Source organism: Flavobacterium panici (genome assembly GCF_903819335.1).
Lineage (GTDB): Bacteria > Bacteroidota > Bacteroidia > Flavobacteriales > Flavobacteriaceae > Flavobacterium > Flavobacterium panici.
Genome location: NZ_CAIJDE010000065.1, coordinates 1 through 231, shown reverse-complemented (window position 1 = coordinate 231; position 231 = coordinate 1). Strand labels below are relative to the sequence as shown.

Genomic DNA, 231 nt, shown 5'->3' with positions numbered 1-231 from the left:
ACTCATTAAAAATATTGAGGGACAAATTAAGGTTATTGAAAATGATATTGAAGAAGTAATCCATAATGATGAAAACCTAAGCTGTCAGCAGAAACTGATAAAATCTGTTCCTGGAGTAGGTCAGATTTTATCATGGACATTAATATCAAAAACAGAAGGTTTTACAGTGATAACTGATCCTAGAAAAATGGCATGTTACAGCGGAGTTGTACCTTTCGATTTTCAATCCGG

The 231-nt window shown here is 33.3% G+C and carries 1 protein-coding gene; it reads left to right on the top strand.

The features are described from left to right. On the top strand, window positions 1-231 hold a 231-nt coding region (locus tag FLAPXU55_RS23095), incomplete at both ends, for a transposase (RefSeq protein WP_180861688.1).